This is a genomic window from Arcicella rosea (assembly GCF_040543805.1).
GTDB lineage: Bacteria > Bacteroidota > Bacteroidia > Cytophagales > Spirosomataceae > Arcicella > Arcicella rosea.
Genome location: NZ_JBEUMS010000008.1, coordinates 162,411 through 187,661 on the forward strand (window position 1 = coordinate 162,411; position 25,251 = coordinate 187,661).

Annotated in this window: 21 protein-coding genes; 9 read left to right on the forward strand and 12 right to left on the reverse strand. The window is 34.5% G+C overall.

The features are described from left to right. Positions 1-97 precede the first annotated feature (97 nt). The gene (locus ABID42_RS12445) at positions 98-778 is read right to left on the reverse strand and encodes a hypothetical protein (protein WP_367283927.1); all 681 of its coding nucleotides are present in this window, start codon (positions 776-778) and stop codon (positions 98-100) included. A 515-nt stretch (positions 779-1,293) separates the two neighbouring features. Here ABID42_RS12445 and ABID42_RS12450 point away from each other — a divergent pair. Both ABID42_RS12450 and ABID42_RS12455 read left to right on the forward strand, forming a co-directional pair. Next, on the forward strand, positions 1,294-1,971 hold the full coding sequence (locus ABID42_RS12450) for a pseudouridine synthase (protein ID WP_367283928.1): 678 nt from the start codon (positions 1,294-1,296) through the stop codon (positions 1,969-1,971). Positions 1,972-2,299: 328 nt separating this feature from the next. Next, positions 2,300-4,474: a S9 family peptidase gene (locus ABID42_RS12455; protein WP_367283929.1), complete on the forward strand. Its 2,175-nt coding sequence runs from the start codon at positions 2,300-2,302 to the stop codon at positions 4,472-4,474. 135 nt (positions 4,475-4,609) lie between these two features. On the opposite strand, the gene ABID42_RS12460 is transcribed toward ABID42_RS12455, so the two are convergent. Beyond that, a complete protein-coding gene (locus ABID42_RS12460; RefSeq protein ID WP_367283930.1) occupies positions 4,610-6,274 on the reverse strand; it encodes a hypothetical protein in 1,665 nt (554 codons plus the stop codon). A gap of 258 nt (positions 6,275-6,532) precedes the next feature. On the opposite strand from ABID42_RS12460, the gene ggt reads away from it, so the two are divergent. Continuing rightward, positions 6,533-8,329, forward strand: coding sequence for a gamma-glutamyltransferase (gene ggt, locus ABID42_RS12465; protein WP_367283931.1), 1,797 nt, complete (start codon positions 6,533-6,535; stop codon positions 8,327-8,329). A 128-nt stretch (positions 8,330-8,457) separates the two neighbouring features. Here ggt and ABID42_RS12470 read toward each other — a convergent pair whose 3' ends face one another. From ABID42_RS12470 to ABID42_RS12510, 9 genes are all read right to left on the reverse strand, one after another. Further along, positions 8,458-8,829, reverse strand: a complete 372-nt coding sequence (locus tag ABID42_RS12470; RefSeq protein ID WP_367283932.1) for a VOC family protein — start codon at positions 8,827-8,829, stop codon at positions 8,458-8,460. A 171-nt stretch (positions 8,830-9,000) separates the two neighbouring features. Continuing rightward, the gene (locus ABID42_RS12475) at positions 9,001-10,389 is read right to left on the reverse strand and encodes a SulP family inorganic anion transporter (protein ID WP_367283933.1); all 1,389 of its coding nucleotides are present in this window, start codon (positions 10,387-10,389) and stop codon (positions 9,001-9,003) included. Between the two features lie 8 nt (positions 10,390-10,397). Beyond that, the gene (locus ABID42_RS12480; protein WP_367283934.1) at positions 10,398-10,874 is read right to left on the reverse strand and encodes an adenine nucleotide alpha hydrolase family protein; all 477 of its coding nucleotides are present in this window, start codon (positions 10,872-10,874) and stop codon (positions 10,398-10,400) included. Positions 10,875-10,960: 86 nt separating this feature from the next. Beyond that, complete coding sequence (locus tag ABID42_RS12485) at positions 10,961-12,334, reverse strand: sensor histidine kinase (protein ID WP_367283935.1); 1,374 nt, start codon at positions 12,332-12,334, stop codon at positions 10,961-10,963. After that, positions 12,331-13,029: a response regulator transcription factor gene (locus ABID42_RS12490; RefSeq protein ID WP_367283936.1), complete on the reverse strand. Its 699-nt coding sequence runs from the start codon at positions 13,027-13,029 to the stop codon at positions 12,331-12,333. The genes ABID42_RS12485 and ABID42_RS12490 overlap by 4 nt, the downstream gene beginning before the upstream one ends. Positions 13,030-13,074: 45 nt before the next feature. After that, positions 13,075-14,169, reverse strand: a complete 1,095-nt coding sequence (locus tag ABID42_RS12495) for an FUSC family protein (RefSeq protein ID WP_367283937.1) — start codon at positions 14,167-14,169, stop codon at positions 13,075-13,077. A gap of 47 nt (positions 14,170-14,216) precedes the next feature. Further along, positions 14,217-14,960 (reverse strand): Dph6-related ATP pyrophosphatase, encoded by a 744-nt coding sequence (locus ABID42_RS12500; protein ID WP_367283938.1) that lies wholly within the window; start codon positions 14,958-14,960, stop codon positions 14,217-14,219. A 101-nt stretch (positions 14,961-15,061) separates the two neighbouring features. After that, positions 15,062-15,745 carry a VIT1/CCC1 transporter family protein gene (locus ABID42_RS12505; RefSeq protein ID WP_367283939.1) on the reverse strand — a complete coding sequence of 228 codons (684 nt, stop codon included), beginning with the start codon at positions 15,743-15,745 and terminating at the stop codon, positions 15,062-15,064. Positions 15,746-15,889: 144 nt separating this feature from the next. Then, positions 15,890-17,335, reverse strand: a complete 1,446-nt coding sequence (locus ABID42_RS12510) for a POT-type proton-dependent oligopeptide transporter (RefSeq protein ID WP_323260884.1) — start codon at positions 17,333-17,335, stop codon at positions 15,890-15,892. A gap of 508 nt (positions 17,336-17,843) precedes the next feature. Between ABID42_RS12510 and ABID42_RS12515 the strand changes: the two genes are divergently transcribed. From ABID42_RS12515 to ABID42_RS12540, 6 genes are all read left to right on the forward strand, one after another. Continuing rightward, positions 17,844-18,623: a ParA family protein gene (locus tag ABID42_RS12515; RefSeq protein WP_309920033.1), complete on the forward strand. Its 780-nt coding sequence runs from the start codon at positions 17,844-17,846 to the stop codon at positions 18,621-18,623. Positions 18,624-18,681: 58 nt separating this feature from the next. Then, positions 18,682-19,623, forward strand: coding sequence for a ParB/RepB/Spo0J family partition protein (locus tag ABID42_RS12520; RefSeq protein ID WP_323699075.1), 942 nt, complete (start codon positions 18,682-18,684; stop codon positions 19,621-19,623). A 118-nt stretch (positions 19,624-19,741) separates the two neighbouring features. Beyond that, positions 19,742-20,371 (forward strand): DUF5683 domain-containing protein, encoded by a 630-nt coding sequence (locus ABID42_RS12525; protein ID WP_367283940.1) that lies wholly within the window; start codon positions 19,742-19,744, stop codon positions 20,369-20,371. 86 nt (positions 20,372-20,457) lie between these two features. Continuing rightward, entirely contained in the window at positions 20,458-21,174 is a 717-nt protein-coding gene (gene dapB / locus ABID42_RS12530) for a 4-hydroxy-tetrahydrodipicolinate reductase (RefSeq protein ID WP_367283941.1), read from the forward strand. Between the two features lie 155 nt (positions 21,175-21,329). Beyond that, a complete protein-coding gene (gene lepB / locus ABID42_RS12535) occupies positions 21,330-22,502 on the forward strand; it encodes a signal peptidase I (RefSeq protein ID WP_367283942.1) in 1,173 nt (390 codons plus the stop codon). Between the two features lie 549 nt (positions 22,503-23,051). Further along, positions 23,052-24,335, forward strand: a complete 1,284-nt coding sequence (locus ABID42_RS12540) for a M28 family metallopeptidase (RefSeq protein ID WP_367283943.1) — start codon at positions 23,052-23,054, stop codon at positions 24,333-24,335. Positions 24,336-24,428: 93 nt separating this feature from the next. On the opposite strand, the gene kdsB is transcribed toward ABID42_RS12540, so the two are convergent. After that, positions 24,429-25,202: a 3-deoxy-manno-octulosonate cytidylyltransferase gene (gene kdsB / locus ABID42_RS12545; protein WP_367283944.1), complete on the reverse strand. Its 774-nt coding sequence runs from the start codon at positions 25,200-25,202 to the stop codon at positions 24,429-24,431. Positions 25,203-25,251: the final 49 nt, after the last annotated feature.

Genomic DNA, 25,251 nt, shown 5'->3' on the forward strand with positions numbered 1-25,251 from the left:
TAAATAATGTTCTAATTTATTGGAAAGTACTTACACTTGCAGACTGAGTCTGCGTCAAAAAAAGGCTTGGAACAGCGAGGGTAAAGTGGCTACAGATTTATTGAGAAAATTTGGCTTCAATTTTTGTCTTTTGAAATTTCCAACTTTCAGTAAGTGTAAATAAAAATTCACTTGCTTTTAACATATTGTATGTGAAATCTACTTTTTGGTCAATGGCAAAGAAGTCAAACTGTCCAATTTTTGTTAATATTTTTCTATTTTCAGTTGAGTTTATCTCTGTCTGTAAAAAAGAGTGTTCCTTACTAAAATGAATATATCCTGAGGTGTTTACATATAGATTATAGATACCTGGGAAAACTTCTTTGTTAAGCTTTTCAACAAGATATTTGTCTGTCATTTTATTACCTTTAAAATCTTTGATATTACGAATATGAGTGTCATCTAAATATTTTAAAAAAAAGTCGTCGTGGTCTTTTACTAAAGTTGCAGCATAAAACCTTAAACAATTGTCCACTTGAAGACGGATTAAAGGAACAGCAGAAATATAATTGTTATTATTTGCTAAAGTAATAAAACCATTCATTAATGATATTGCTCTATTAACTATTGCACAAATAAATATGTCCATTGTATAGATATGACTATTTTCTCTACCAATGTTAAGGAAAATTTCTGATTCTTTAATAAAGAGTTTTTCGAGGGCAATTAAATTTTGAAAGAAACTCTCCAAATCCTCTTGTGTTACGTTTTTATTTCTGTTTACTTTTTGGTGTTCCATATAATATGTTATTAACTCATAAATATACGCATACTCACGTTTTTTCCTAAAAGTATACAATGTCAATTAATAAACCAATTGCCTAATGACTCTATCCATTAGTTTTAATAATTTAGTTTTACGGAAATTAAATGACTGAGGAAACGAACCTCAAAAATGGGAGAGTGATAAGTGAAATTTTTCAGGGGTGAAAATATATTTTTCTACCTTACAAAATAATTTTTCAGGGGTTAAAATATATTTTTCTACCTTACAAAATAGTTTTTCAAGGGTTAAAAAGTTTATTTCTACCCTACAAAATAGTTTTTCAAGGGTTAAAAAGTTTATTTCTACCTTACAAAATAGTTTTTCAAGGGTTAAAATATTTATTTCTACCTTACAAAATAGTTTTTCAATGGTTAAAATGTTTATTTCTACCCTACAAAACTCTTTTTCAAGAGCGAAAATATAAATATTTCAATAATTCATTCCTTGAAATTCTTGTATCTTGCATTTAAAAATCTTCTGTCAACCCAATGACTTTCAGAAATCGTCTTCAATATTTACTAGTTAAACGTCTTCAAATTTCTAATAAAATGGCTTTATCGCTGATTCAATCAGGAGAGATAATCGTCAATGGTTTGGTGGTCAATGAGAATATAATTATCGAAATGGAAGATGAAGTAATCTACAACCATTCAATCATCAAAGAAGGTAAAAAGATGATTTACTTGGCTTTCTACAAAGCTCGTGGCATCGAAACAACGCTTAATACAGATATTACAGATAACTTAAAAGCTCTTTTGCCTTTTGAAGATATTTTCCCTGTGGGTAGATTGGACAAAGAATCAGAAGGATTGTTATTATTGACAAACGACGGTCGCCTTTTTGATAAAACCCTTCGCAAAGAACATCAAACCGAAAAAGAGTATTTGGTGACGGTCGATAAAGTAATTGATGAAGAATTTATCGCCCGAATGTCTGGCGGAATTAAAATCATGGGTAAAACAACTTTGCCTTGTCAGCTTGAAAAAATCAATGACTTTACTTTTAAAATCATTCTGGTACAAGGACTGAATCGACAAATCAGAAGGATGTGTTACCAATTGCATTATGAAGTATTGGAACTTATCAGAATTAGAATTGGGAATGTTACTTTAGGAGATTTACAACCCAATGAATATAGGATGTTGGATAGGAGTTATGAATTATGACATAAGACCTCACCCCCGACCCCTCTCCTGTTGAGAGGGGAGACTTCGACCCCAAAGTCTGCTCCCCTTCTCTACAGGAGAAGGGGCTGGGGGATGAGGTTTTAACTACGATTTAAACCAATCTCTATCAGCTTTATATCTTCATTTAAAGAGTTAGTGAGTTCTATAAACTTATGTATAAACCATAGTTCAAAAGGAGAGGGGTTGGGACAATAGTCGCTTTAAAATGAGTTTACTTACTCAAATTACTCCAAATCTTTATTCAGCAATTCTCATCATAAGCAAAATGTTTTTCTTATTTTCGTCTTTCATTCATCAATTAAAAATCATGAACAAAAAACACTTCACTAAACTATTGCTAATCCTGATACTTATTCCCGCAGGATTGTTCGCACAAGGCATTAATTGGGATACCGACGGCACTTCTTATACGCTTTTGGAAGGTAGCCAAATCTCAAGAGTAAGTCTTCCCTCTTTACAAAAAACTACGATTGTTACTGCTGATTTATTGATTCCTAAAGGACAAACAAAAGCTTTGGCTATCAGAAGTTATGCTTTTTCTGAAGATGCAAAAAAGGTGTTGATTTACACCAACAGCAAAAGAGTATGGCGACAAGATACTCGTGGCGATTATTGGGTACTTAATTTGGCTACCAAAGAATTCAAACAATTGGGTAAAACAATGCCAGAATCATCATTGATGTTTGCGAAATTCTCGCCAGATGGTTCAAAAGTAGCTTATGTTTCAAAACATAATATTTATGTAGAAGACCTTGCTACTAACAAAATCAAAGCTTTGACGAAAGACGGAACGACGAAGTTAATCAACGGTACTTTCGACTGGGTTTATGAAGAAGAATTTGATTGTAGAGATGGTTTTCGTTGGAGTCCAGATAGTAAATCAGTTGCTTATTGGCAGATTGATGCGAATACCATTCGTGATTATTTTATGTTGAATACTACAGATTCTACTTATTCGCAAATCATTCCTGTAGAATATCCAAAAGTAGGAGAGAAGCCTTCGGCTTGTAAAGTAGGAGTAGTTGATATTGCTACAGCCAAAACAATTTGGATGAAAGTACCGGGTGAATCGACCAACAATTATATTCCAAAAATGGAATGGGCTGGTAATTCATCTGAAATCATTATTCAACAATTACCACGCAAGCAAAACGAAACAAAATTGATGCTTTGTAATATCAAAACAGGAGAAGCAAAAACATTTTATAGTGAATCTGACAAAGCTTGGGTAAATGTAAATAACCGTGGCGGAGAATCTGTAGGTTGGGATTGGTTGAAAAATGGCAAAGATTTTATCTGGCAATCAGAAAAAGATGGTTGGAATCATTTATACATTGTTGGAAAAGATGGCAAAGAGAAATTGATTACTGTAGGCGACTATGATGTGATTAATTTATTAGCTTTCGATGAAACATCTAATGTTATTTATTTCACGGCTTCGCCAGAAAATGCTACGCAGCAGTATTTATATAAAACTACTTTAGACGGAAAAGGTAAAGCTGAAAGAGTATCACCTTTGAACCAAGCGGGAACGCATAGTTATAATATTTCTCCTACAGGTAAGTTTGCACAACATCGTTTTACAAGCTCAGTGGTGAATCCAGTAAGTGAAATGATTTCTTTGCCAGAACATAAACCATTTAACGAAGCAGAGAGTATTGATGCGAAAATTGCAAAACAAAAACCAAGAAAAAATAAAGTAGAATTCTTGAAAATCAAAACGGAAGATAATATCACTGTAGATGCTTGGATGGTAAAACCTTATGATTTTGATTCTACTAAAAAGTATCCAATTGTATTTATGGTTTATACAGAACCAGCTTCGGCAACGGTGAAAGATACTTATTCGGCAGGTTCAAATGGATTATACAGTGGCGATATGGCGAAAGATGGTTATATCTATGTTTCGATTGATGGACGTGGAACGCCTTCACCAAAAGGACGTGAATGGAGAAAAGCGATTTATCGTAAAATTGGTCAAATCAATATCCGTGACCAAGCGATGGCAGCCAAAGAATTATTGAAAAATAAATACATCGACCCAACAAGAGTAGCGGTTCATGGTTGGAGCGGTGGAGGTTCAACTACTTTGAATTTACTTTTCCAATATCCAGAAATTTATCAAACAGGAATTGCAGTTGCTGCGGTAGCGAATCAACTTTCGTATGATAATATTTATCAAGAAAGATACATGGGTATTCCACAAGAAAACCGTGAAGATTTTGTAAATGGCTCGCCGATTACTTATGCTAAAAACTTGAAAGGAAATTTATTGTACATCCACGGAACAGGTGATGATAACGTTCATTATCAAAATGCAGAACAATTAGTCAATGAATTAATTAAATATAATAAACAATTTCAGTTCATGGCATATCCAAACCGTTCGCATGGAATTTATGAAGGCGAAGGTACTCGTGCCCATTTGAATACTTTGTTTACTAATTATTTAAAACAATATTGCCCTCCGGGAGGAAGATAGGTAGCAGTTATGAGTTTTGAATTATGAAGTAACATCATTTGGTTGCATATTATTTCAAACAAAAACACCTGATGGATTTTAGTCTATCAGGTGTTTTTTGTTTATTGAGATGTTTATATTAACAACAACCCAAAGCTAAATCACTGAACCTTTAATTCCTTCAAGCAGACCTTTCCATAGCGTATAAAAAAAAGGTTTGTTTGGGAGTCTTCTGTAATTGATTTTAGCGATTCTAGCAGGTTTTTTTCTAATGGGATTACTTTCTTTGATGACAAAAGTATTGGCGATAAAAGAAAGTAATTTCCGTTTTTTGAATATGCCTTTCTTCGGTGGAAATTTATAAATCATTACATTCAAATCTTCGTACAACATCGTTGTCGAACCCGTCAATCCAAACTTATTTCCGTTCATCTTAAACGCAAAATACGAAATAAAACCTTCTTTTGCTTTTGCCATCACCAAAGCCTCCGTTACCTGATTTACATTGGCTATTGCCATATTCAATACTTTTCCGCTACAAGTAAAATCTCCTTTTTGTGCTGCTACATTAAAGTTGAAATTGATATTTACATTGGCTTTGTCCATTAATTTTCCTTGTAACAAAACTAAGCAATGCGGATTTTTTTGTAATTGAATAGAGTCATTCGTAAAGTTGAATACTTTACCATTCGTTTGGGCAAATATCACGTTGCCTACTAATCTGGTTTCTGGATTATATTCAGAATAAGTGATTTTAAAACGACTCAATGATATGGTATCAATCATAAATTTAAGTTGCCATTTCCTAAATGCTTCATGTGGGAAAGGGCGATACTTGGCTCTCGGTGGGATTCTAAAAATACGGGTATCAGTAAACACATTAATCTTTCCCTGATTAATAAAAAGGTTGTTGGCATAAATCTTTTTTTCTTCAAAAAGTTTGAATAAATCAATTGCTTCCAGCTTAATATCTTGACAAACAATCTTTATTCTGTCGTCGCCATGAGTTTTGTTACCGTAAATTATTGGTTTAAAAAGAGGGTCGAATTCAAGATGTTTAATTGATAATAAGCGTGATTTAGTAGAGAAAAGCAATTCCCTGATTTTAAATTTATTTAATGAATCCTCAGTAAGTATTTCTAGTTTTTCTAGCTTAAAAATACATTCTTTCATGTAATAAAATCGATTTTTATCATTATGTGATGCCGAATCTATTTGTAAATCAGAGAGTTCAATGTCTAAATGTTCTACTTTGCTGGTTCGAGGAATTTCAGGCTTAGAGTGGTCTGTATAAGTAAAGTTTATATTGTCTAAACTCACTTTATCTACTGAAAATGATTTTACAAATTTTGAAAGAATAACATGAAATGGCGCAGCTGTTTTAAAAGAATTATAAACCTGTTTTTGATGAGTAATTTGTATGATTGGCTCTTTGATACTGATAGATTCAAGGTTTAGTTTTGATGAGAAAACAATTTTCCAAGGTTTTATTCCCTTCAGATGGATTTCTTTTATTTCGGCTTGATAAATATTGTCAGGCATCTGTTTATTACTTCTTAGCTGACTGTATAATGTTGAGTCAGCCTGACAAGTTACTCCTGATAATTTGGCTTCGCCTGTAGTGAAATCATACTGGATATTTTGAAAATCAAGATAGTATAAGTTATTAGTAGCTGTTAAAACAGCATGTTGAATGCGTTTTGTTAATAAAGGCTTTAATCCCCATAATCCAATAATCGTCAGCAATACCAAAAGCCCAATCAAACCATATAGGCAAATGATTAGTGCTTTTTTAAAATAGCTATTTGAGGTTGGTTTCATTGGATGTTGTGTAAAGAACGAATACTACAAAATAGTAAATTCTCATGCCAGTAAATAACAGCTTAAAAGCGATGATTGTTTGTGCAAATAGCACCACAAAATGTGATTTAACCAAAAATAATATTATCTATTAATATAAGTGGATTAGGTTTTTGGAAAATTACAGAGTGTGAAAATGATTTTATCCTATCGTGTTTACATATTTTAATTGCTTAAATTCTTCGAATTCTGTAAATTGAAAATAAAAAATCAACAAATATGAATTCAAAATATTTACTTACTTTATCAATATGCTTTTTAGGTTTGGTCGCTTGCAAAACTACGCAACCCAACTCGCAGAATATTACTCTTCAAAAACCTGCTGAAAATCAAGGCTTTTATCAATTTACAAATGAAGACCCGAATGCCTCGCCATTCTTTGCCAAAAAAGCTTCTGTTTATGGTAAAAATGGGATGATAACAGCTACTCATCCTGTAGCTTCGCAAGTGGGTGCTGATATTTTAAAACAAGGTGGCAATGTGATTGATGCCGCCGTGGCGACACAATTTGCTTTAGCTGTGGTGCATCCTGCAGCTGGAAATATCGGTGGTGGTGGTTTCTTGGTTTATCGTGATAAAAATGGGCAAAGTTATACCTTAGATTATCGTGAAAAAGCGCCTGAAAATGCCAGTAGAGATATGTATTTAGATGAAAATAAAAATATAAAAGCTGGTCAACCAAGTTGGGTAGGGCATTTAGCTAGTGGAACGCCTGGTTCTGTAGATGGTCTAGAACAAGCTCATAAACGTTTTGGTAAACTTTCGTGGAAACAAGTATTACAACCAGCGATTGATTTAGCAGAAAATGGCGTAAAACTAACAGCCAGAGAAGCCAGAGGTTTAAATAATGTTAAAGCAGATTTGTTGAAATATAATCCAACGAAGAAGTACTTCATGAAAACCGACACGGCTAAATGGAAGGAAGGTGAAATATTGATTCAGAAAGATTTAGCTAAAACGCTTCGATTGATTCAGGAGCAAGGAAGAAAAGGTTTTTATGAAGGTGAAACTGCTAAATTACTTTTAGCAGAAATGAAAAGAGGAGGAGGAATTATCACTCAGAAAGATTTAGATAATTATCATGCTGTTTGGCGTGAAGCCGTAATTGGGAAGTACAAAAACTTGAAAGTGATTTCTATGCCACCGCCTTCAAGTGGAGGAATAGCTCTTTTACAATTATTGAAATTTGTAGAACCTTATCCACTCCAAAAATGGGGTTGGCATAGTGATTCTACCACACAAGTAATGATTGAAGCAGAGCGCCGTGTGTATGCTGACCGTTCAAAATGGTTGGGCGACCCAGATTTTGTAAAAGTACCCCAGAAAGAATTATTAGATGCTGAATATTTAAAGAAACGCTGGCAAGATTTCCAATTTACTCAGGCAACAGATAGTAAAATTGTAAAAGGCGGAGATATTATTGGTTACGAAAGTCCAGAAACTACGCATTCATCTTTTGTTGATAAAGAAGGAAACGCCGTTTCGATTACCACTACTTTGAATGGTTCTTATGGAAGCAAAGTAGTAGTGGATGGAGCGGGTTTTTTAATGAATGATGAAATGGACGATTTTTCTATTAAACCAGGAGTACCAAATGTTTATGGATTAATCGGAAATGAAGCCAATGCCATTGCTGCCAATAAAAGAATGCTTTCTTCAATGACACCAACAATCGTAGAGAAAGATGGGAAATTACTGATGGTTTTGGGGACTCCGGGTGGTTCAACCATTATTACTTCAGTTTTTCAAGTATTTTTAAATGTTGCTGAACATCAAATGTCGATGCAACAGGCGGTTGATGCACTTCGTTTTCATCATCAATGGATGCCCGACAGAACTACTTTTGAAGAAGGAGCTTTTACCGAAAAAACCTTAATTAGAATGCGAGAAAGAGGTTATAAACTAGATTCACAAAAAAATACGATTGGTAGAATGGACTGTATTTTGGTTTTACCAGATGGTACTTATGAAGGTGGAGCGGATGTTAGAGCAGACGATACTGCTGTAGGTTATTAATTAATGTTTGAAATAATATAATCTAAGTATTTATAAACCTATAAGGATTTTAAGGTAAGGGTTTCATTACTAGATAATTATGTAAATAATCCTTATGGGTTTAATTCAATAGTTTAGCATACTTGTTCCTAAATATGTTGATCAAATAGAATGACATTTCCGTCAGGGTCAGTTACAAAAATACTTGCAGGGCCAGTCGTTTGTTCATCGGCTTCGGAGGCTAATGCAATATTTTTACTTTTTAACTGTCGCTGAATTTCTCTGACATCATCAAATTCTTCTAAAGTACTCGCATTTTCATCCCAACCCGGATTAAACGTCAAAATATTGCCTTTAAACATTCCTTGGAAAAGCCCAATTAAGGCGTTCCCATTTTTCATGATAAGGTAATTTTTTGAAAGGTCACCTGCAAAAACCGAGAAGCCAAGGTTTTCATAAAATTGTTTTGAAGTTTCAAGGTCTTTAACACTTAAACTTACTGAAAATGCACCTAATTTCATGGTTGTATTTTTTATATTATAGTTATTATCAAAGCATTAACTCCTTGAAATTACAATTATTAAAAATAACATATTATTTCAAGAATAAAAATAAACAAAGAAGCACGTTCTTGTAAAACGTGCTTCTTCTTTTGTGGTTTGCTGATGAAAGTTTATGCTTGTAATTCAAAATTAGCTTTGGGCTTGTATTCTTCTTTTGAATGCTTTTTTAACGATAAAGTAAATAATCAAAGCTGATAATACGCCAGTTAAAAAATCAGTTACAGGAACCATCACGGCGGTATAAATCATCATTGAAAATTCAAATTTGCCTAAATGTTTTATTTCTTTAATTTCCGAAGGCTTAATCATATTGGTTGAGACCCAAACCAATATTCCACCAATACATGCCATTGGGATGAGCTCAAGATATTTTGCTAAATAATATGCCATAGATAATTTCAAAATTGCTTTGAAATAACCTGCCAATGGCGTTTGTGCGCCAGCTTTAATACTTGTTGCGGTTCTAGCTAAAGCACCTGTGCATGGAAAACCTTGTAACAGCGGTGTAATGATTTGTACTAATCCTTGCCCGAAAAATTCTTTGTCTGGATTAAAAGGTGTTCTGTCATTATTGGCTAATTTATCAGCCATTGATGAACATAGAATACTTTCAACGCCCGAAACAAATACAATAGCAGCTACATAATAAACGATGTCGATGATGACTGAACTATTCAACGCTGGTAAAATGGGCATTGTGAATTTGAAAAAATTATTTGGAATAGAACCATAAAGGTCTTTTACCAAAATAATGTTTTTGTCTTGAAGTACTGTGGCGGACAGTACCGTAGCTGAACTCATTGCAATGACTGGTCCAGGAATGAAAATTGAAATTCGTAAAAGTATTTTGGTTAAAGCGAAGGTCATAACGCCTAATAAAATCGACCAGCCGTTAATCAAATGTAAATTATTAAAAGCAGTACTGATATTATGGATGAATCCTCCACTTAGACTTTCTTCTTGTCCTCCTAATAAGTCAGAAAAAGACTCAATACCCAAAATGTCTTCAAGATTTGTGAGTGCAATCACTAAGGCAATACCTACAGTAAAACCAACAATGATTGAATTAGGTACGAGTTTGGCAAATCTGCCAAAGCCAAATATACCCATAATGATTAAGATTATACCCGCTATGATGGATACCAAGATTAAAAAACCATGAGCCGTTTCGAAAACCCCACCATTACTTGGACCATACTTCGTCATCAAGCTAGCAATCACTGGAATAAAAGCAGCAGTAGGACCATAAACCTGATATTTTGAACCACCGAATGTTCTACCAATTGTACAAGCTAAAGCTCCTGCAACAATACCATGTTCGGGACGCATGCCCATTGCCATCGCAAAACCCATTGCCATCGGGATGGCGGTCATTGCTACAATCAAACCTGCACTGAAATCTCTGTAAACAATTGTTAGCCAGTTTTCCTTTGTTAGGTCTTCCCAACGTGAATCAAAAAAAGTAAAGAACAATTTAATTCTCCCTAGCGGAGTAGTTGGGAAGGTTTTCTTATTCATGGCTAATGTTAGTTAAAGAGTGCTATTAATTGTTCATGTTCGGTTTGTTCGATGTCATTGTTAATATTTACTTCTATGATTTTATAGGATGATTTTTTGAGAAGAGGAGTAGGGTCAAATGCTCGTTTTGACATTTTGAGCTGGTAGTTTTGGGCAATATAGATTTCATCAACCTTGTTGGCTTCAAGGAAAGTCTTTATTGCATTTTTATTATGCCCATGAAATAATTCAATGCTGATGTACTTTATTTTCCCCTCAAATCGGTTTCGAATGATTTCTAAGGCTTCTCTAAATGCGGGAGTAATATTATTTGCAACCGTTTTGTTTGGTGTATAAAATAATAATTCTGTGATAGAATCATCCAGATATTCGGAGTACATGAGGATTACCTCGATAGGGTCTTCACTGTATGGTTCCAGCGCAAGTTTCAGCGTGTTGAGCGATGCAACACGGAAATCAATCGGGACTAAAATAGTTTTTGTCATCACTTATTGTTTAAGTATTGAGACAAATCTATTTTGAGCAGATTATAAACTTTTAAGAGTGAGATTAGAATTCGATAAGAGTGGATTTATTTTTCTATCAGGGGAATTCTTATTTGTACTTTCGTGCCAACATTTACTTGTGAACTTACAATTAAGTCACCTTTATGCAGATAAACGATATTACGAGTTAGTGGCAATCCGATGCCATAGCCTTCAAAAAGATTAGTATTGGAAGCTCTAAAGAATGGGTCATAAATGTAGGCGATTTCAGATGCTGGAATACCGATTCCTTGGTCTTCAACCATAATAACTACTTGAGAATTACTAGAAGCAATATGTACTGTTACAGGTTTATTGTTTGAATATTTACAAGCATTACTCAGAATATTGGCAAAAGCTAAATGCAACAATTGTTGATTGCCTTTTACTTTTAGTTTTTTGGGGTCTTCTGGGAGGAGGCGTAAATCAACCAAAATTTTATTATTGGGATTTAGTTTATCAATCAAGCTTTTGGTTTCCCAAATAATTTCATCAATTCGAACCATTTCAAAAGTAATAGCTTTGCCTTTGTAGCCAGTTTGAGCTAAGAAAAGTAATGACTTTGTTATTTCGTTTAAACGTTCAGCCTGTTGGAGTATATTTTTAATGGCTGCAATGTATTCTTCAGAAGTTCTGGGTTTCAATAAAGAAAAATCTGCTTCGCCAATAATGGTTGTAAGCGGAGTACCAAGTTCGTGAGATGCATTACTGATGAAGTTTTTTTGGGTTTCAAAAGCCGTTTCGATACGATTAAGGAGTTCGTTGAAAGTACTGGTTAGCTCACTGATTTCACTGCTTTTATCAATATTGTTTTCCAATCGAAGATGAATATTTTCAGTACTGATTTGTTTTACTTTAATGGTGATGTCTCGAATTGGATCAAAAATATGCTTAGAAAAGTAAAATGAGAAAATCGCAACAATTAAAATTACCATCGAAATTCCGCCAATCAATACTGTTCTCAAAAAAATTAAGTGGTTGGAAACATAATAATTTTCTGCCGAAACAATGACAAAATAGCGTTTATTACCTTTTTTATACTGCGAACCCGCTATGAATAAATTACCTTGTTTTTCTTTGTAAGTTCCTACTTTTGAGAGCGAAATAAGAAAATTAAGTGGCAATTTATTTTTTTGAGCAATGTCTTTTAAGGAAACATTTGGTGAAATTTCAATCAAATATTCTTTCTCTTTTTCAAGCGTTTCTAAATGCTGTTTTCGTAAACTTTTTAAGTATCTAGAATTTAATGTTCCAGAATTTAAACTGTATTGTGCCGAAATACTTACTCTGGCTTCTAATCTTTTATAAAAATCAACATAAGAGTATTTGTCTAGAAAATAATAAACAGAAATACCAAATACAACAACAAGAGTAGTACTCAGAAAACCAAGTATGATGGCAAGTTTAGTTTGTGTTTTCATTTTTCTTTTAGCACATATCCCATTCCAACAACGGTATGAATAAGCTTGTTTTCGAAATCGCCATCAATTTTTTTTCTTAAGTAATTGATATAAACATCTACAACGTTGGTTCCCATATTGAAATTAATGTCCCAAGCACTTTCTAAAATATCTATTCTTGAAAGTACTCTTCCTTTATTTTTCATCAAAACCAACAATAAACGGTATTCTGTGGCTGTTAATGAAATTTTTTGTTCTCCTCTCATTACCGTTTTGGCATCGTCATCAATCACTAAATCGCTGATGATAAACGTGTTTTTAACTTTTTCATCTGAATGGTTATCAGTATAAGATGTTCTTCTCAAAAGGGCATTGATTCTGGCATATAATTCAATAAACTTAAAAGGTTTTACCAGATAATCGTCAGCACCAGTATTTAAGCCCAAAGCGATATTCTCGGAAGTACCAAGAGCTGTTAGAAAAAGAATGGGTGTTTTAATGCCTTGAGAACGCAATATCCTACATACTTCAATCCCATTTTTATCGGGCAACATGATGTCTAAAATGATAAGGTCAAAAGAAGATTCTGAAGCCATACTGATGGCAGAATTTCCATTCAAGGCGACGGAGACTTCAAAATTTGCTTCGTCTAAACCCTTTTTTAAAAATTCAACAACGCTAAAATCGTCTTCTACTAAAAGTATTTTTTTATTCATGTTAGTCTATATAGATTTCAAAAAATCAGCGAGCGTATATTTTACCTATTTTCCCATTACTACTAATTTGGCTTTTCTTATTTTCATGGTAGTATAAAAACGAATTTTTTCATTGTGAACAAACCAACCACCAATTGCACCAATTAAACTACCAATTGAAATGTCTAAAAAACGAGTAGCAATTAATAAATCAGGGTTAAGAATTAATGGATTGGCAGCCTCAGCGAGGAGTATCGTCATGGGCGTAATAAAAATAACGGCTAAAGCATAATGTCTAACAATTAATATTTCAATGATAAATTGTAAAACAATAATTGTAATACAAATACTGAAAGGCGAGTGGACGATTGATAGAAAAAGCCAACATAGACCCAAACCTAAAAAAGTACCCAAAATGCGATGAATAACTCTTTGCCAAATATGGTAAAGGTTTACACCTTGCATCACCGCCAAGCAGGAGATGGGAATCCAATAAGGGTTTTGCAATTTTAAAACATGTCCGATAAGCATCGAAGTAAACATAAAAGAACCTACAATCATGGCTTCAACCAAATCTGCATATTTACTTTTTACCAATAAATCAGAAATAATAGCAGCGTCTTTTTTATGATTTTTACGTTTCACTAAAAAGCTATAAAGTAAAGCCAAAGTGCAAGCCAACATGGTTCCCATAGCAATTAGACCAATCTTCTGAGGAATACTTGATAAGTCATGAGGCATGCCACTAGCCAATGAGGCAATCATGATAAAGAAGAAACTTGCAGGTGGTTTTGTCTTAAAATAAAGGTTAATCCAATAGACCATCGTTGAAAAAATGCCGAAAACGATAGTTGAAACAAATGGATTAAAACTGAAAATTAAGCCTACTGCATAAGACACCATAAAGCCAAAGGAGCAAATCAACATGGTTGCCATTCTGCTGACGATTGAATTGGCAGTAGGAATGTATAAAATGACAAGTCCTGACAGGCTTGCTAATAAACCCGATTTTACATTATCAAAAGCCAAGCCAATTAATAAAGGAATTCCTATACAGAGTGAAGCAAGTACAGGAATATGCCAAAGCCTATCCGACTTTTTAAGTTTAAAGAAGGCTTTAATCTCTTGAGATAAAAATTGTTTAATGGATAGCTCTTGCATATTGTTTTTGGATTTTCGATATACTTTGCTTTAGCTATTTATCAAGATTATTTGGGTAGTAAATCACAATACCAGAAACCATTATCAAATGGATTTTCTTGTGCAGAATCATCGCAATCATAACTTGTATCGTCTTTTTGTGTAGCAGGAGTATATTTTCGATAAACGATTTCACCTATTTCAAATTGAATAGCTTCTTTAAATATTGGTCCATCGAAAACAAAAGTATGAAATTCTCCATTTTCACCACAAGGGTCAACATTGTCGGGTAAATCACTTAAAAAGGATTCATCAATGATTCTTCCTACAAAACTCTTATCCAGATACTTATCATTTACACAAGTAGTAATAGTTTTAAAACCTAAGTCAAGGAATTCTTTGATAATATCTTTAGTTGGGATTTTCCATAAAGGAAAAACACCTTTTAAATCCAGTTCCGCTAATTTATTTTCACGATATTGACGTAAATCTTCTAAAAAAATATCACCAAAAATTGAGGCTGTTGCTCCTTTAATTTGTAAATCTAGCAAAGTATTTCTCATTACGTTTTCATAAGCCTCCATCGTAGGCATTTCAGGAAGATACATTTTTACCAAAGGAATACCGATGCTTTCAGCTTGTTGAATTAATAATTCTTCTCTAACACCGTGCATTGAAATTCTACGATATTGTTCATTGATACTTGTCAGTAAACAATTCACGTCATATTCTTTCGAATGAAGGATTTTATATAAACTCAAAGCAGAATCTTTCCCTCCACTCCAATTAAAAATTGCTTGTTGTTTTGTCATTTGTAATAAATCTAGGTTTATCGAATAGGCTTTTTTTATTGGTATTTTTTCGTGTCAAAAAAAATACTAACTCGCTAATTTACAATTCACGACTATTCTATTTATCCTCCAAACATCTTAGCTACAAAGAAAGCTGCACCCGCAGCGGCTGCGCCAATTAATGTTACTTTGATGGCACCACTTAAAGGATTTTGTCCTGTTACTTTACTTTTAAAATAACCAAAAACAAAAAGTGTTAGCAAAGTTACCGCCATTGAATAAAGTAATCCTTGATGAGCGTCTTCAACAAAAAAATAAGGGGAAAGCGGAATAATTCCACCAACGATGTAGGCAGTACCAATCGTTAAAGCAGAATTTCTAGCTCGGTTAATGTCTGGTTTTTCTAAGCCTAATTCAAACTTCATCATAAAATCTACCCATTTTTTTTTGTCTTTTGAAAGGGCTTCAACGATTAAATTTTGTGCTTCTTCATCCAAACCATAGTCGGCAAATACTTCTCTTACTTCCTCTTTTTCTCTTTCAGGAACTCTTTCTACTTCTTCGTATTCTCGTTTTAGTTCGGCATCATAATGTTCTACTTCAGTTTGACCCGCTAAAAAACCACCCAAACCCATCGCAATTGAACCTGCCACAATTTCAGCAATACCTGCTGTAGTAATGATGGAAGTATTAGCCACCGCTCCAGAAAGTCCAGCCGCCAAAGCGAAAGGAACTGTCAATCCATCTGACATCCCGATAACAATATCTTTAATAAAATCAGAGCTTTCTAAGTGTTGTTCTTCCATAATGTTTTTAAGGGCTTTGAGCAATGAGCTTTCAGCCTTGAGCTTTTTCGTGGAAATATACAAAAAATGAGCTTCAAGAAATATGATTTAAGTTTTATCTTAGTCTATTTCTTGAAGCTCAAAGCTAAAAACTCGTTAATGGCTTTACTCCGCCACTCCTACATAACGAGTTTCTTTCATTCTTGAAGCAATAGAAATATAAATCAAGAACGAGATAAACATCAACCCTGCAAAAAACCAAAAATACTTAGCGCCATCTAATTGAGCAAAGAAGCCTTTGTTAGCAATGTTTTCGTTGATAAGCGAAACGGCTAAATTCCCGATAGAAACAGTTGAATAAAAAATAGCAGTCATCGTCGATTTCATAGATTTTGGCGAATTGGTATAAGCATATTCTAAACCTGTAATTGACACTAAGATTTCACCCCAAGCCAAAACTAAATAAGCTAATATTTGCCACCAAACAGAAGGTTTACCACCAGCATCAATACTTTCTTGAATCAAGGCAATAATCACGAAAGATGAAGCTGTCAAGAAAAACCCAACGCCTAAACGACGCAAGGGCGTAGTTTTGATGCCCAGTTTTTCAAAGAAAGGATAGATAAAATAGGTAAAAATAGGAATGAAACTTACTAAGAAGAAAGGATTAAATACTTGTACTTGTTCTGGTAATAAAGCAAAGCCTAAGCCTGTATTCAAATCAATTTTTTGAGCTTGCAAAACCCATTCAGATAAATTTTGGTCCCATAGTGCCCAGAAAATTGGAATAAAAGCAAATACGATGATTAAACGATATACAGCTTTTATATCATCAACTTTTTGTGGGTCATAACTTGCTTTGGCAACGTCTAACCAATGTTCACCCTTTACTCTCTTGCCCATATTTACTAGCGCATTGAAAGAAATAAAAATAAAATTATTTCTATTAATACCCATTGGTGGCACTTTCACATATTTATTTCTACCCGAGAAGAATATTATAGTAGCCAGTACCATTAATATCCCAGGTACTCCAAATGCCCAAGCTGCTCCATATTTTGCATAAATGATTGGAATACAAAGGTTAGATACTACAGAGCCAGAGTTGATTGAGAAATAAAACCAACCATATACTTTAGACATAAAATGTTCATTAGTTTTATCGAATTGGTCGCCCACATTGGCAGAAACATTGGATTTAATTCCACCTGCACCCGCTGCGATAACCGTCATCCCTAATGAAAATAATGCAAGGTTGGTATCAAACATGGCTAACATTAAATGCCCAAAACAATATAAAATAGAGACATATAATATCACTTTATACTTCCCGAAAAACCAGTCAGCAGCAATACCTCCCAAAATAGGCATAATATATGCCAAGGCAACAAACATGTGTACTTTTTGGTTGGACTGAGCTTCGGCAGTTTGTTGAAGGAGCGGATTGAAAGTAGGATTGAAGAATTGTGCAATTAAAAAAGTAGGAAGGATAGAACGCATCCCATAAAAACTAAAACGCTCAGCGGCTTCATTTCCGATAATGTAAGGAACAGCCTTGGGATAGCTATTTGATTTTTGAACCTCTTCGGTTTCAATGGATTTTGATGTCATAAAATAAATTTGTTAATAAAGTATGTGAATGAAATGTAAATAAAATGTTAAGATTGAACGTTTCAAAATTATGCTAAAATACATTTTCTGATTTTTAGAAACAATTTTGAATACATCTCTAAAAGTAAGTCGAATGTCGATTATTTGTACTTTGTTGTTATTTATATCTAAAAATCATCATTTTTATTGTCTTAATCTAATTTTTCACAAAATAAAAATAATCATTTTAACTCATAAAATTGTCAATCCTATTGGTTGTTAATACTGAATCAAATATAGTATTATACTCATAAATCAATAATCGTGAAACATTTTGTGGAACACTCTTTGCTTATGTGGTCGGAAAGGACGATATTTGAAGTCTGTTATTTGAGGTACTGGGAATTGTGAATCGCTTGTAGGAATTAAGGAGTAAGATTTGTCTTTTTTAATTTAATACTTCTTTAACCTGTTTGCTTGTTCGTAAATGCCTAGCTTAAAAAAAGACTGTAACTCAGAAAAATCCAAGATGGGGAAAATAATTGCCATAGCCAACCAAAAAGGAGGAGTTGGAAAAACGACAACCACTATTAACTTGGCGGCAAGTTTGGCCGCTCTCGAATTCAGAACACTCATTGTTGATGCTGACCCTCAGGCAAACTCTACTTCAGGTTTAGGGTTTAATCCTAAGGAAATTGAAAATTCAATTTATGAATGTATGGTTGATGGAGTAAATGTGCAAGATATTATCATTGCTACAGATTTACCTTATCTGCATATCATTCCTTCACACATTGACTTGGTAGGTGCTGAAATTGAGATGATTAATCTTCGTGACCGTGAACAAAAAATGAAAGAATCATTAGGTGTTATTCTTGATAACTATGATTTTATCATTATCGACTGTTCGCCGTCTTTAGGTTTAATCACCATTAATGCCCTTACAGCCGCTGATTCTGTGATAATTCCTGTACAATGCGAATACTTTGCATTAGAAGGACTTGGAAAGTTATTGAATACCGTAAAAATTATTCAATCTCGTTTGAATACCAATTTGGCGATTGAAGGTATTCTATTGACAATGTATGATTTAAGAGTACGTTTGTCGAACCAAGTAGTTGCCGAAGTAACAGCCCATTTTCATAACATGGTATTCAATACCATCATACCTAGAAATATTCGTCTTTCAGAATCTCCAAGTTTTGGTGTTCCAGCCATTGCACACGATTCAGAAAGTAAAGGTGCAATTAGTTACTTGAACCTCGCTCGTGAGGTTTTGGCTAAAAATGGATATGTAACACAAGAGTAGATTTTTCCTTTTGGAAAATGCCATCCCGAAAAATCTGTTCTATATCATCGTATAAGAAATGAGTAAAGTAGAAATCCCAGCAGTAAAAAAACGTGTCGGACTTGGTAGAGGCTTAGGAGCTTTACTTCAAGATTCGGACGAAGTAAATAACACGCAGCCTCGTCAACCTGCAACACCCATCGAACGCCCTACTCGTTTAGAGCAGATTAGTTCGATGAATGAAATTTCGGTTGATTTAATCGAAACGAACCCATATCAACCAAGAACACATTTTGACGAAGAAGCCCTGAATGAATTAGCTGATTCAATCAGAGTTCAAGGTATTATTCAACCCATTACGGTTCGTCAGATTGCTCCGAATAAATTTCAATTAATTTCTGGAGAACGCCGTTTACAAGCTTCTAAAAGAGCGGGCTTGAAAAGTATTCCAGCTTATGTGCGTACTGCTGACGACCAGCAAATGCTAGAAATGGCATTAATCGAAAACATTCAACGTGAAAACTTGAATGCTATCGAAATTGCATTAAGCTATCAAAGATTAATTACTGAATGTTCTTTAAAACAAGAAGAATTAGGCGATAGAGTAGGGAAGAACCGCACAACGGTTAATAATTATATTCGTTTGCTAAAATTACCGGATGTGATTCAAGTAGCGTTAAGAGATACCAAAATTTCGATGGGTCATGCTCGTGCTATTATCAATATTCCAGATAGAGAACAACAGTTAGATATTTTTCAAAAAACCATTGCTGATGACTGGTCGGTAAGAAAAGTAGAAGAAGCAGTTCGTGAATTAGCCAATGCTTCTTTAGTAAATACTGCAAAGAAAGCAATCGGCGGAGGAGTAAAACAGGAAATCAGAAGTTTACAATTCCGTTTACAAGCCTATTTTGGTGCAAAAGTAACCGTCAAGGCAGACGATAAAGGTAAAGGAGAAATTAAAATCCCATTTACTTCTCAAGAAGAATTAGATAAAATCTTATTAGCCATCAAAGCTTAGTTGAAAATCCAGTCCTTCTATCATGAAAAGGACTGGATTTTTCTCTTAAAAAATCTTAATTACCCTTCACCAGACGGAATATTAGCGGTAATTTTGCGTTGAAGTTCAAAAAACTAAAATGAAGAAATTACTTATAGGCTTATTTTTTTTTCTTGGAAGTTTGCTGACAATGCAAGCGCAAGTATTGAAAGAAAGTAATGTTGTTAGTCTGAAAGACTCTGTAACGAGTGCCATCGTCAAGAAAGATTCTGTAAAAAAACCTTATAAAATCATTCCAAGAGTTTCAACGTTACGCTCGGCAATGGTACCGGGCTGGGGACAAATTTACAATCGTCAGTATTGGAAATTACCCTTTGTATATGGTGGCTTTGCGGTGAATATTTACTTTATCATTACCAATCAAGCTAAATATTCTTATTACAAACAGCAATACATTGATAATTTTCAAGTGACAAGCCCACCATCCAGTGCTAAAATTACACTTTATGGTGATGAAAGCGGAACTCAACGAGAAGTAACATCTTCACAGCTCAATACTTTTGTGAATGGTTATCGTAGAAACAGAGATGGTTCTTATTTATTTATTGCGGTAGTTTGGGTTGCTAATATCATTGATGCCAACGTAACGGCACATTTAAAAACCTTTGATTTGACTGACGATATTTCGTTTAAAATTCAGCCAACATTGACAAGTCCAGATATGATGAATGCTGTTTATGGCGCAAAACTTACTTTTGCTTTCAAATAACATTCGTTTATTCGACACAAATACTTATTATTTAATCATAATTAATCCTTTTGGGGAATATTCAATTATACAATCAATTTATTACTATGAATATTGTTTTACTCGGTTATGGCAAAATGGGAAAGGTTATTGAAAAAATCGCCTTAGACCGAGGTCATACTATTGTTGCTCGTATTGACGTCAATAATCGTCAAGATTTTGAGGCATTAACCACTGCGCAAGTAGATGCAGTTATTGAATTCAGCCATCCTTCTTCAGCTTTTGAAAATGTAAAAGCATGTATCAATAAAGGTTTTCCTGTAGTATGCGGAACAACTGGTTGGCTTGAAAATAAACCAACAGTAGAAGCTTTAGCACTTGAAAAAGATGGAGCTTTCTTTTGGTCATCTAATTATTCAATTGGTGTAAATATCTTTTTTCAATTGAATAAGATGTTAGCTAAATTGATAAGCCCACAGAAACAATATACAGTTTCAACCACTGAAATCCATCATACAGAAAAGAAAGATTCTCCATCAGGCACAGCAATTACCATTGCAGAAGGATTGATTGAAAACCTTGAAGGAAAAAGTAAATGGATTAATAACGAAATTCCAGCACAAGATGAAGTAGCCATTTGGTCTGCTCGTGAAGGCAAAGTTCCCGGAACACATATTGTAAAATACATTTCAGACATCGACCAAATCGAAATCTCACACGTAGCGCACGGTCGTGAAGGTTTTGCTTTAGGAGCGGTTGTAGCAGCTGAATGGATTGTAGGCAAGAAAGGTGTTTTTGGCATGAACGATTTGTTGGCGTTGTAGCTTTAAGCTATGAGCTATGAGCTATGAGCTTTAGCCTTTACTAATTTTCAAAAGCTCACAGCTCATAGCTCATCACTCAAAGCTCATAGCTAAACTGTAATTCTATTATCAACTTTACGACTAACCATTGGAGAACATTTCCAACAACGATAAAAATGTCAGAAAAAAAACAACCTAAACAAAAATCACCTTTCCGTGAATGGATTGATTCTGTAGTATTTGCGGTAGTAGCGGCAACTTTAATACGTTTCTTCTTCTTTGAAGCCTATACCATTCCAACGCCTTCAATGGAAAGTTCATTGATGGTCGGCGATTTCCTTTTTGTAAGTAAATTACATTATGGGGTTAGAACTCCAAAAACGCCTCTTCAAGTACCTTTAACGCATCAAAAAATTTGGGGGACAGATATTCCTTCTTATTTACGTTGGTTAGATTTACCTATCAAACGTTTACCGGGTTTCTCTGATGTAAAACAAGGTGATGCAGTGGTATTCAATGTGCCAAACTATACACCAGATGGCGATGCACCAGTTGATTTAAGAACTTATTATATCAAACGTTGTATCGGAACTCCGGGAAAAACTTTGGAAATCCGTGATACGCAGGTGTACATTGACGGAAAGCCAATGGAAAACCCTAAGAAATTACAACATGAGTATTTGTTGAAAGTAAAGGAACAATTGACAGACGAATTCTTTGAAGATCATAATATTTTCAATGGCGTTGATGCAACGGGTCAGTCGAATGCGAACTGGATGGAAGTAAATCTAACAGGACAAGATTCTCTTGTGGGTGGCTTACATGATTATATCATCAATACTTATGCTGGTAATATTGAAGAATTCAAAAAAATGAAGTCTTTCTACAGCGTTGATTTATTGAAAGCTCCCAAAGGTACTCCTGATGGACAAGATGGTATGACAAACGACGATGGCGCAACGCCAATGTTTGGTAGTTCTTATGTTTGGAACAGAGATAACTATGGTCCATTATTGATTCCGAACAAAGGTCTGACTATCAAGTTAGATTCTGGTAATGTAGATAAATACAAGTACATCATTAAGTATTACGAAGGAAATCAAAATGTTGTCATCGACGGACATAGGATTATGGTTGATGGCAAAGCGATTACTTCTTATACTTTCAAACAAGATTATTACTTTATGATGGGCGATAACCGCCATCATTCAGCAGATTCACGTTATTGGGGTTTTGTTCCTGCTGATCACGTGGTTGGAAAAGCAGTATTTATTTGGATGTCTTTAGACCCTAATAAGAACTTCTTGAGTAAAATTCGTTGGAATAGAATTTTCAGATTTGTTGACTAAGTGAAAAACGCTTCAAATGTTAATCGGGCTAAGTAAATGTTAACAGCATTTGCTTAGCCCGATTTTTTATAGTACATGACGATGAATATTTGCTCGCTCCGAATTGGAGTAACACATTTACGAGTGGTATTTGCTTGCTCCGAATTGGAGTGAGGCATTTACGAGTGATATTTGCTTGCTCCGAATTGGAGTGAGGCATTTACGAGTGATATTTGCTTGCTCCGAATTGGAGCGACACATTTACGAGTGATATTTGCTTGCTCCGAATTGGAGCGAGGCATTTACGAGTAATATTTGCTTGCTCCGAATTGGAGCGAGGCATTTACAAGTGATATTTGCTTGCTCCAAGTTGGAGCGACAAATCATCGAGTGATATTTTACTCCTGCACGATTCAGCTACAAGAATTCAGTAAATTTTATCCTACCATTTACCTACCTAAAAAGCCTTTGTTTTTTGATAAGCGCCGTTCAGCTAATTTTTTGAAATTAAAAATTGAATCACTTTATTTAAAAATTGATTCGTCTATTTTTGTAAGAAAAAATACAAATATGAAGAGCGTAATTACATTGATTTTGTCTGTAATGGTTTCCCATTATGGATTCTCACAATCAAGCATCAAACAAACAGAAGTAGAAAGAATTGTTAAGACCTTGAGTGCCGATGACATGATGGGTAGAAGAACTTTTACACCTGGTATTGAAAAGGCTTCCGTTTTTTTACAGGCTGAGTTCAATAGAATCGGCTTGAAACCTTTAGCAGGTTTGAATTCCTTCGAACAGAAATTTAGTATGTATTCGCTTAAACCAGAGCAATCGACTGTTGTTTTAAACAATGCTGAAATCGGCAAAGACAAGTATTTTTTCATGACTGGTCATGAAAGCGTTGCTTGGTCAAGCCCGAAACAAGTATTTTACATTGGCGAAAATGCTAATTATAGAAAGGCTTTTGGCGAGATTTTAAGCAAGAAAGTAGATGCTGTTGTACTGGTAAATCCAAAGCATCAAAAAACATTTGCAAATTATCATCGTCGTTTTAATAGCAGTTCGATGAAGGAAAGTCTTGGAAAAGGAGAGTCACAACTCTTTATCCTTGCAGATTCGGTACAAGTAAATGACCTGAAAGCTGCGTTGACCAATAAAGTAGAGACACTCCCATTAGCCAATGTTGCAGGAGTAATTCCCGGAAAAAGAGCGAATGAATATGTAGTTTTCTCTGGACATTACGACCATCTTGGCTATCAAAAAGCTGTTGAAGGTGATTCAATTGCTAATGGTGCAGACGATGATGCTTCGGGAACAACGGCAGTAGTTACTTTAGCAGATTACTACAAAAAGCTAGGGAAACCAGAACGTACTCTGATTTTTGTATGCTTTACAGCGGAAGAAATTGGCGGTTATGGTTCTCAATACTTCTCGAAACAGTTGAATCCAGATGAAATTGTGGCAATGTTTAATATTGAAATGATTGGTAAGGCTTCGAAATTTGGGGCAAATTCAGCTTTTATTACAGGTTTTGAACGTTCTGATTTTGGAACAATTTTACAAGAAGCCGTAAAAGGTAGTCCTTACAGTTTTCATCCAGATCCTTATACAGAACAGAATTTATTTTACCGTTCCGACAATGCCACTTTGGCTAGATTGGGCGTACCAGCACACTCTATTTCGTCTGACCAAATTGACATTGACAAATTATATCATTCAGTAGATGACGAATTTGAAAGTCTAGATATGAAACACATGACCAATATGATTCGTGCCATTGCAGTAGGAGCGAAGTCGATGGTAGATGGCAAGGCTACTCCGAAAAGAGTAAATAAAGCAGAAGTAGATTAGTGAGATTTCTGTTAAATATGAGTCATCCCGAATTCTCTCTGAAATCTTTTTTCGTGCTATTTCAAGAAAAAATTCGGGATGACTCGTTTTTCGTTAAGAAGTAATTCTTTGTGCTTCTACCAAATCTTCAGGAATATCAATTCCAAAACTATCATAGGGCGTAATAGCAACTTTTATTTTAAAACCATTTGCAAGCCATCTTAATTGCTCTAAAGATTCTACTTTCTCTAACAAAGCAATCGGAAGCTTTGTGATTTTATTCAAAATATCAACTCTGTAAGCATAAATTCCAATGTGTTTGAAGTAATCATGGGCATTTAACCACTTATCTTTTTCGATGCCTCTTAAGTAAGGAATTGTTTGACGAGTGAAGTAAATGGCTTCATGATAATTATTGAAAATTACTTTTGGGGTATTGGGATTGAACAAAGTCGCTTCGTCTTCAATGCGTTTTATCAAAGTCGCCAATTCTGTTTTAGCCGTCAGGCATTGCACCAAAATATCAATTTGTTTAGGCTGTATGAAAGGTTCATCGCCTTGAATATTGATAACATAATTATATCGTTGGAATTCTTTTCCCTCTTTTCTGCGTTCCAATTTAGAAACGATTTGTAAAGCCTCAAAACAGCGGTCGGTTCCGCTTGGATGTTTAGAGGAAGTCATTACAACTTCGCCACCAAAACTTTTTACGTGTTCAAAAATTCTATCATCATCTGTGGCAACAACTACTTTTGCGAGTAAGTTAGATTTTGAAGCTTGTTCATACACACGTTGAATCATGGTTTTACCACTGATGTCCACTAATGGTTTTCCGGGAAAACGAGTGGAAGCGTAGCGAGCAGGAATAATGCCTAATATTTTTAACACTGATAAACTGGATTAGGATGAGATTGCAAAAATATATGTTTAAACTTGT

Coding starts and splice junctions, on each gene's coding strand:
- ABID42_RS12475 (WP_367283933.1), bottom strand. CDS start 10,389: ATGAATAAGAAAACCTTCCCAACTACTCCGCTAGGGAGAATTAAATTG.
- ABID42_RS12505 (WP_367283939.1), bottom strand. CDS start 15,745: ATGGAAGAACAACACTTAGAAAGCTCTGATTTTATTAAAGATATTGTT.
- ABID42_RS12445 (WP_367283927.1), bottom strand. CDS start 778: ATGGAACACCAAAAAGTAAACAGAAATAAAAACGTAACACAAGAGGAT.
- lepB (WP_367283942.1), top strand. CDS start 21,330: ATGTCAGAAAAAAAACAACCTAAACAAAAATCACCTTTCCGTGAATGG.
- ABID42_RS12520 (WP_323699075.1), top strand. CDS start 18,682: ATGAGTAAAGTAGAAATCCCAGCAGTAAAAAAACGTGTCGGACTTGGT.
- ABID42_RS12450 (WP_367283928.1), top strand. CDS start 1,294: ATGACTTTCAGAAATCGTCTTCAATATTTACTAGTTAAACGTCTTCAA.
- ABID42_RS12540 (WP_367283943.1), top strand. CDS start 23,052: ATGAAGAGCGTAATTACATTGATTTTGTCTGTAATGGTTTCCCATTAT.
- ABID42_RS12525 (WP_367283940.1), top strand. CDS start 19,742: ATGAAGAAATTACTTATAGGCTTATTTTTTTTTCTTGGAAGTTTGCTG.
- ggt (WP_367283931.1), top strand. CDS start 6,533: ATGAATTCAAAATATTTACTTACTTTATCAATATGCTTTTTAGGTTTG.
- ABID42_RS12485 (WP_367283935.1), bottom strand. CDS start 12,334: ATGAAAACACAAACTAAACTTGCCATCATACTTGGTTTTCTGAGTACT.
- ABID42_RS12490 (WP_367283936.1), bottom strand. CDS start 13,029: ATGAATAAAAAAATACTTTTAGTAGAAGACGATTTTAGCGTTGTTGAA.
- ABID42_RS12470 (WP_367283932.1), bottom strand. CDS start 8,829: ATGAAATTAGGTGCATTTTCAGTAAGTTTAAGTGTTAAAGACCTTGAA.
- ABID42_RS12455 (WP_367283929.1), top strand. CDS start 2,300: ATGAACAAAAAACACTTCACTAAACTATTGCTAATCCTGATACTTATT.
- ABID42_RS12480 (WP_367283934.1), bottom strand. CDS start 10,874: ATGACAAAAACTATTTTAGTCCCGATTGATTTCCGTGTTGCATCGCTC.
- ABID42_RS12510 (WP_323260884.1), bottom strand. CDS start 17,335: ATGACATCAAAATCCATTGAAACCGAAGAGGTTCAAAAATCAAATAGC.
- dapB (WP_367283941.1), top strand. CDS start 20,458: ATGAATATTGTTTTACTCGGTTATGGCAAAATGGGAAAGGTTATTGAA.
- ABID42_RS12460 (WP_367283930.1), bottom strand. CDS start 6,274: ATGAAACCAACCTCAAATAGCTATTTTAAAAAAGCACTAATCATTTGC.
- ABID42_RS12515 (WP_309920033.1), top strand. CDS start 17,844: ATGGGGAAAATAATTGCCATAGCCAACCAAAAAGGAGGAGTTGGAAAA.
- ABID42_RS12495 (WP_367283937.1), bottom strand. CDS start 14,169: ATGCAAGAGCTATCCATTAAACAATTTTTATCTCAAGAGATTAAAGCC.
- ABID42_RS12500 (WP_367283938.1), bottom strand. CDS start 14,960: ATGACAAAACAACAAGCAATTTTTAATTGGAGTGGAGGGAAAGATTCT.